This is a genomic window from Nocardia sp. NPDC019323 (assembly GCF_044389845.1).
Classification (GTDB): Bacteria; Actinomycetota; Actinomycetes; order Mycobacteriales; family Mycobacteriaceae; genus Nocardia; species Nocardia implantans.
Map to the genome: position 1 here is coordinate 1 of NZ_JBIRYN010000017.1, position 7,062 is coordinate 7,062.

Annotated in this window: 2 protein-coding genes; both read left to right on the forward strand. The window is 69.9% G+C overall.

The genetic code is table 11. The features are described 5' to 3' along the window. The coding region (locus ACH49X_RS32830) for a thioesterase domain-containing protein (RefSeq protein ID WP_357209334.1) at window positions 1–1,242 on the forward strand (1,242 nt) is incomplete at its 5' end. A 279-nt stretch (window positions 1,243–1,521) separates the two neighbouring features. Further along, window positions 1,522–7,062, forward strand: a 5,541-nt coding sequence (locus tag ACH49X_RS32835; protein ID WP_357209335.1) for an amino acid adenylation domain-containing protein, incomplete at its 3' end; no start/stop codon positions are given.

Below are 7,062 nucleotides of genomic sequence, written 5' to 3' on the forward strand. Positions count from 1 at the left end.
ACCGGCGAACGATTGATCGGCTACGTCGTGCCCGACACCCACACCGCGATCGACCCCAACGCCGTCCGCGCCGAAGTCGCCGGATTCCTCACCGGGTATATGGTCCCCGACGCCGTCGTCGTCCTCGACACCCTGCCACTGACCCCCAACGGGAAGCTCGACCGCCGGGCGCTACCCGATCCCGAGATCATCAGCACGGTCGACTACCGCGCGCCGCAGACGGCCACCGAACAGGCCGTGGCGCAGGTGTTCGCCGAACTGCTCGGCGCCGACCGCGTCGGCCTGGACGACGACTTCTTCGGGCTCGGCGGCAACTCGCTGCTGGCGGCCCAGGTGGCCGGACGGCTGCGGGAAGCGACCGGAGCGGCGGTGCAGGTGCAGTGGTTCTTCACCGACGCCACGGTGGCGGGCTTGGCCGCCCGCATCGACGCCGGCGACGCCGACGCCACCGCGGCGCTCGACGTGCTGCTGCCCATCCGGGCGAGCGGCTCGGCGGCCCCGCTGTTCTGCCTGCATCCGATGTACGGCTTGGCCTGGTCGTACGCGGGTCTGGCCCAGTTCATGCCCGCCGAGCAGCCGATCTTCGGCCTGCAATCGCCGGCGCTGTCGGAAGACGGCGAGCTGCCCGGCTCGCTGGACGAGCTGGCCGAGCGCTACCTGTCGGAGATCAGGGCGGTACAGCCGCAGGGCCCGTACCGGTTGCTCGGCTGGTCCCTCGGCGGCGTGCTCGCCCATGCCATCGCCACCAGGCTGCAGGACGCGGGCGAGCAGGTGGAGTTGCTGGCCATGATGGACAGCCATCCGAATCCGGACGTGGTCGGTTTCCGCGCCGCGGTGCGCGGCGCACTGGCCGAACTCGGACTCGGCACGGCGGCCACCGCGGACGGCGATGTCTACGAGCTCGACGACGACTCGCTGGCCGCACTGCACGCCATGATCCCGGCCGACCTGGTCGCGGTGACTCCCGAGCGGCTGCGGCGGATCTATCGCAGCGCGGTCCGCTCGGCCGAGCTGATCGCCGAGCACCGGCCCGGGGTCTTCCGCGGCACCGTGCAGTACTTCAGCGCGGCGGTCGCCGACCCCGCCGACGAGTTGCGCGCCGCCGCGGCCGACTGGTGGCCGTATGTCCAGGGCATGGTCGTCGATCGGCCGGTCGAGGTCACCCATGCCCGGATGGCCACAGCGGAGGCGCTGGCGGTGATCGGTCCGCAGCTGGCCGCTCTGCTCGACGGTCGCCGTTGAGCGTCCCCGCCGACGTCGCGACCCCAATCGCGCGAAGGCAGGGAATAATCAACCGCGGCACTCGTCACACGCGTCCGTTCCCGGCCCGAAATCCTCGGATCGTGGCCGGTCACGGGGGGCGTGCGCCGGTGGTTCGGTAACGATCGACATGCGCGCGTTCGATGATCCCTGGGCGGGGAGCATGGTGACGTGCGGGTGGCGACGATAGACAGGGTGAGGCAGCACGATGGTTCGGGCAGTCGGGCAGCGGTGTGACGAGACTGCGGAAGCGGTGCGCGCATGACCCGCCCGGCGCGTGTGCGCCCGACCCGGACCCGCCGTCCCCGCGTCACCACCCTGCCGCAGTTGATGGCCACCGCCGTCGAGGCCAACCCCAGCGGCGCGGCCGTGGTGTTCGCCGACGCGACCGCCACCCTGGCCGAGCTGAGCTATGCGCAGCTGGACGACTGGTCCACGCGTTTGGCGCGTCTGCTGATCGATCGTGGGGTGGGGCCGGAGGATCTGGTCGCGGTGGGTATTCCGCGTTCGGTGGAGTCGGTGGTCGCGGTGTGGGCGGTGGCCAAGACGGGTGCGGGTTTCGTGCCGGTGGATCCGAACTATCCGGCCGACCGGGTCGAGCACATGGTCGCCGACTCCGGCGCGGTCTTCGGGCTGACCGTCGAGGAACTGGGCGGTGACCTACCGGACCGGGTGGAGTGGCTGTCCATCGACACCGCGGACTGCGCCCGGCGGCTCGAGGAGTTCCCGGCCGATCCGGTGACCTACACCGATCGGGTGCGTCCGCTGCGCGCGGAGCATCCCGCTTATGTCATCTACACCTCCGGCTCCACCGGCAAGCCGAAGGGCGTGGTGGTCACGCAGTCGGGGTTGGCGGGTTTCTGCGCCGAGCAGCGTGATCGGTACCGGGTGACGAGCGCGTCGCGGACGTTGCATTTCGCGTCGCCGTCGTTCGACGCGTCGGTGCTGGAGTTGCTGCTCGCCTTGGGCGGCGCGGCCACCATGGTCGTCGCCGCCCCCACCGTGTTCGGCGGTGAGGAATTCGCTTCCCTGGTGCGCAGGGAGGCCGTGACTCACGCGTTCGTCACGCCCGCCGCGCTGGCGTCGGTGGATCCGGCGGGGCTGGACGAGTTGCGCGTTGTGGTGGCCGGTGGCGAGGCGTGCCCGCCGGAGCTGGTCCGGCGCTGGGTGCTACCGGTGTCGGGTGGGCGCACCCGCGAATTCTTCAACGGGTACGGCCCCACCGAGACGACGATCATGACGAACATCAGCGCGCCGCTGGTGCCAGGGGAGCCGGTGACGATCGGCGCGCCGATCCGGGCCGTCACCGAATACGTGCTCGACGAGCGCTTGGTCCCGGTCCCGAGCGGGGTGGCCGGGGAGCTGTACATCGCCGGCGCGCCACTGGCCCGCGGCTACCACGACCGGCGCGGGCTGACCGCGTCCCGCTTCGTGGCCAACCCCTTCGACACCCATGGTTCCCGGCTCTATCGCACCGGTGATCTGGTGCGGTGGACGCCGGAGGGTGAGTTGGAGTATCTGGGTCGCAACGATTTCCAGGTGAAGATCCGTGGTTTCCGGATCGAGCTGGGTGAGATCGATGCGGTGCTTGCGGCGCACGAGACGGTGGATTTCGCGGTCACCGTGGGGCACCAGCTGGACAGCGGCGCGACCATTCTCGTCTCCTACGTGCATGCCTCGCCAGGGATGGACGCCGACGCGGCCGAGCTGGCCGCCTTCGCCGAGCAGAGCCTGCCCGCGCACATGGTGCCGACCGTCGTCATGGTGCTGGACGAGATCCCTTTGACGCCGGTGGGCAAATTGGACCGCGAGGCGCTACCTGCGCCGCGGTTGCGGACCAAAGTGTTCCGCGCGCCGGTCGGGCCGCTCGAAGAGCTGGTCGGCGCGGTGTTCGCCGAACTGCTCGGCCCGGGAGCGCCGGTCGGCGCGGACGACGATTTCTTCGAGCTGGGCGGCAACTCGCTGATCGCAACGCAGGCGGCGGCCCGCCTCGGCGCCGCGATCGCCGCGCGGGTGCCTGCCCGGCTGATTTTCGAGAGTCCCACCGTCGCCGCGCTCGCCGCCCGGCTGGAGCCGTTGAAGGGCGCGGGCGATCGGCGCGCGTTGGTGGCGGTGGAGCGTCCGGAGCGGGTGCCGTTGTCGTTGGCGCAGCGGCGGATGTGGTTTTTGAATCAGTTCGATACCGGTTCGGCGGCGAACAATATTCCGTTCGCGGTGCGGTTGTCGGGTGTGTTGGATGTGGCGGCGTTGCAGGCGGCGGTCGCTGATGTGGTGGGGCGTCATGAGACGTTGCGGACGGTGTATCCGGCGGTGGACGGTACGGGGTATCAGCTGGTGCTGCCCGCCGAGCAAGTCGTTCCCGACCTCGCGCCCAAGCCGGTGGCCGAACACGAGCTGCCGGATTGGCTGCGCACCTTCGCCGCCACCGGCTTCGACGTCGCGGCGGAAGTGCCGCTGCGCATCGCGCTGGCCGAGATCGGTTCCCAGGACCACGTGGTCGTGGTGGTGGTGCATCACATCGCGGCCGACGGCGCTTCGGTCGCGCCGTTCCTGCGGGATCTGCTCAGCGCGTTCCTGTCCCGGCGCAACGGCGCCCGCCCGTCCTGGCAGCCACTACCCGTGCAGTACGCGGACTACACACTGTGGCAGCACGCGATGCTCGGCGACGAGAACGACCCCGACTCGATCGCGGCGGACCAGATCGCCTACTGGCGCAGGACGCTCGCGGGCATCCCGGACCGGATCGACCTGCCCTCGGATCGCCCGCGCCCACCCGTCGCCTCCGGCCGGGGCGCGGAGTACTCCTTCGCGGTGGACGCCTCGGTGCATCGAGGGCTCGCCGAACTGGCCCACAGCGCGGGCGCCTCGGAGTTCATGGTGGTGCACGCCGCGCTGGCGCTGCTGCTGGCCCGGCTCACCGGCACCGAGGACATCACCATCGGCACGCCGGTGGCGGGCCGCGGCGAGCGCGAGCTCGATCCGCTGATCGGCATGTTCGTCAACACGCTGGTACTGCGCACCCGGATCGATCTCGGCGCGTCGTTCCGCGCGCTGCTGGACCGGACGAAGGAAACCGATCTCGGCGCGTTCTCGCATGCCGAGTTGCCGTTCGAGCGGCTGGTCGAGGTGCTGGACCCGGTGCGGTCGCAGGCGCATCACCCGCTGTTCCAGGTGGCGCTGTTCTACCAGAATCTGAGCAGGCCCGAGATCGATCTGCCCGGACTGTCCGCGCGCGTGCTCGAATTCGACAGCGCCGTGGCGAAATTCGATCTGCAATTGACCGTGGTGCCGAACGCAGACGGCGCGGCAACGGGTTTCACGGCGATGTTCACCTACGCCACCGATCTGTTCGACGAGCGGACGATCGCCGAGTTCGCCTGGCGGCTGGATCGGCTGCTCACCGTGGCCGCCATCGAGCCGGACCGGCCGATCGGCGCGATCGATCTGCTCGCGCCCGCCGAGCGCGAGCGCATCCTCCACGAGTGGAACAGCACCGGGTATCCGGTGCCCTCCGAGCTGCTGCTGGACGGCTACCGGCGCGCCGCCGAGGCCTACGCGGACGAGGTCGCGTTGGTGTACGAGGGCGCGGAGCTGACTTATCGTGAGTTCGACGCGCGGGTGAATCGTCTTGCGCGATTGTTGATTTCGCAGGGTGTGGGTGCGGAGTCGTTGGTGGGGTTGGCGGTTCGTCGGTCGTTGGATCTCGTGGTGGGGATGTATGCGGTCGTGGCGGCGGGTGGGGCGTATGTGCCGTTGGATCCGGATCATCCGGCCGAACGCATCGCGCACATCCTGGATATGGCGCGGCCGGTCTGCGTGCTCACCACCTCCGCCGACGCGGTGGATGTGCCGGAAGGCACCGCGGTGCTGCTGCTGGACGCGCTGGATCCGAACCGGTTCGACGACAGCCCGGTTCGCGCGGATGAGCTGCTGCGTCCGGTGTTGCCGCAGCATCCGGCGTATGTGATCTTCACATCGGGTTCGACCGGCCGCCCCAAGGGCGTGACGATCTCGCACTTCGCGATCCAGAACCAGGTCAGCTGGATGCTCGCGGCGTATCCGCTCGACGCCGACGACGTGTACTTGCAGAAGACGGCGACGACCTTCGACGTCTCGCTGTGGGGCTACTTCCTGCCGCTGCGGGTGGGTGCGAAGTTGGTCGTCGCCGCCAACGACGGGCACCGCGACCCGGTGTACGTCGCGGAAACCATCGCCGCGCAAGGCGTGACGGTGACGGACTTCGTGCCGTCCATGCTGACGGTCTTCGCCGCGCACACCGCCCCCGGATCGTGCCCCACCTTGCGCGACATCTTCGTGATCGGCGAGGCGCTGCCGCCGGAGACCGTCGCCGCGGTGCGCGCGGTGTCCGACGCCGCCGTGCACAATCTCTACGGCCCGACCGAGGCCGCGGTGTCGGTGACCTACTGGCCCGCGACCGCCGCGGACGAGCGTTCCGTGCCGATCGGTGTGCCGCAATGGAACACCCAGGTGTACGTGCTCGACGCGCGTCTGCAACCCGTGCCCGCCGGTGTGCCTGGTGAGCTGTATCTCGCGGGTGATCAGCTGGCCCGTGGTTACGTGCGGCGTCCCGACCTCACGGCCGATCGGTTCGTGGCCGATCCGTTCGGCAACGGTGCCCGGATGTACCGGACCGGTGATCTGGTGGTCTGGCGCAACCCGACCGATGTGCTGCCGCATCGGCTGGACTACCTCGGCCGGACCGATTTCCAGGTGAAGTTCCGCGGCCAGCGGATCGAGCTGGGCGAGATCGAGGCGGCGCTGCTGGCGCAGCCTTCGGTGAGCCAGGCGGTGGCCGTGGTCGCGCCGTCGTCGCTCGGTGACCAATTGGTCGCCTACGTCGTCCCGGCTCCCGGGCGAGCGATCGAACAGGGCGAATTGCTCGCGGCGATCCGGGACACGCTGCCCGCCTACATGGTTCCGGGAGCGATCGTCGTGCTGGAGGCGTTCCCGCTGAACCCCAGCGGCAAGCTCGATCGCAAGGCGCTTCCCGAGCCCGCTTTCTCCGCGCGGGAATTCCGGGCGCCCTCGACGGCGGTCGAGGAGATCGTGGCGGATGTGTTCGGTGAGGTGCTCGGACTGGGCCGGGTGGGCGCGGATGACGATTTCTTCGCGCTCGGCGGCAATTCGCTGGTCGCCACCCGAGTCGTGGCACGTCTCGGCGCGGCGGTCGATGCCCGGGTGCCGGTGCGGGCGTTGTTCGAGACCCCGACAGTGGCGGGGTTGGCGGCGTCGTTGGAGTCGCACACCCACGGCGAGCGTGGGGCCGAGTTGGGGAGCATCGCCCGTCCGGAGCGGTTGCCATTGTCGTTGGCGCAGCGGCGGATGTGGTTCCTCAACCGCTTCGACCACGCGGACGACGCTGCCGCGGCGACCGGTTCGGCGGCCTACAATCTGCCCTTCGCCTTGCGGTTGACCGGCGAATTGGATGTCACCGCGCTGGGTGCGGCGCTGCACGACGTGGTGGCCCGCCACGAGGTGCTGCGCACGATGTATCCGGAAACCGTGGATGGCCCGGTGCAGGTGGTGCTACCGGCCGGGCAGGTGACGCTGGATGTGGCGGCGCACACGGTGGGTGTGGACGAGGTCGCGCGGGAGGTCTACACGCTCGCGGCGATTCCCTTCGATGTGACCGCCGAAGTGCCCGTGCGGGTGCGGCTGCTGCGGATCGCTGATGCGCCGCGCGAACATGTGCTGGTGGTGGTGGTGCATCATATCGCGGCGGATGCGTCGTCGATGGGTCCGTTGGTGCGGGATGTGATGGTGGCGTATTCGGCGCGTGTC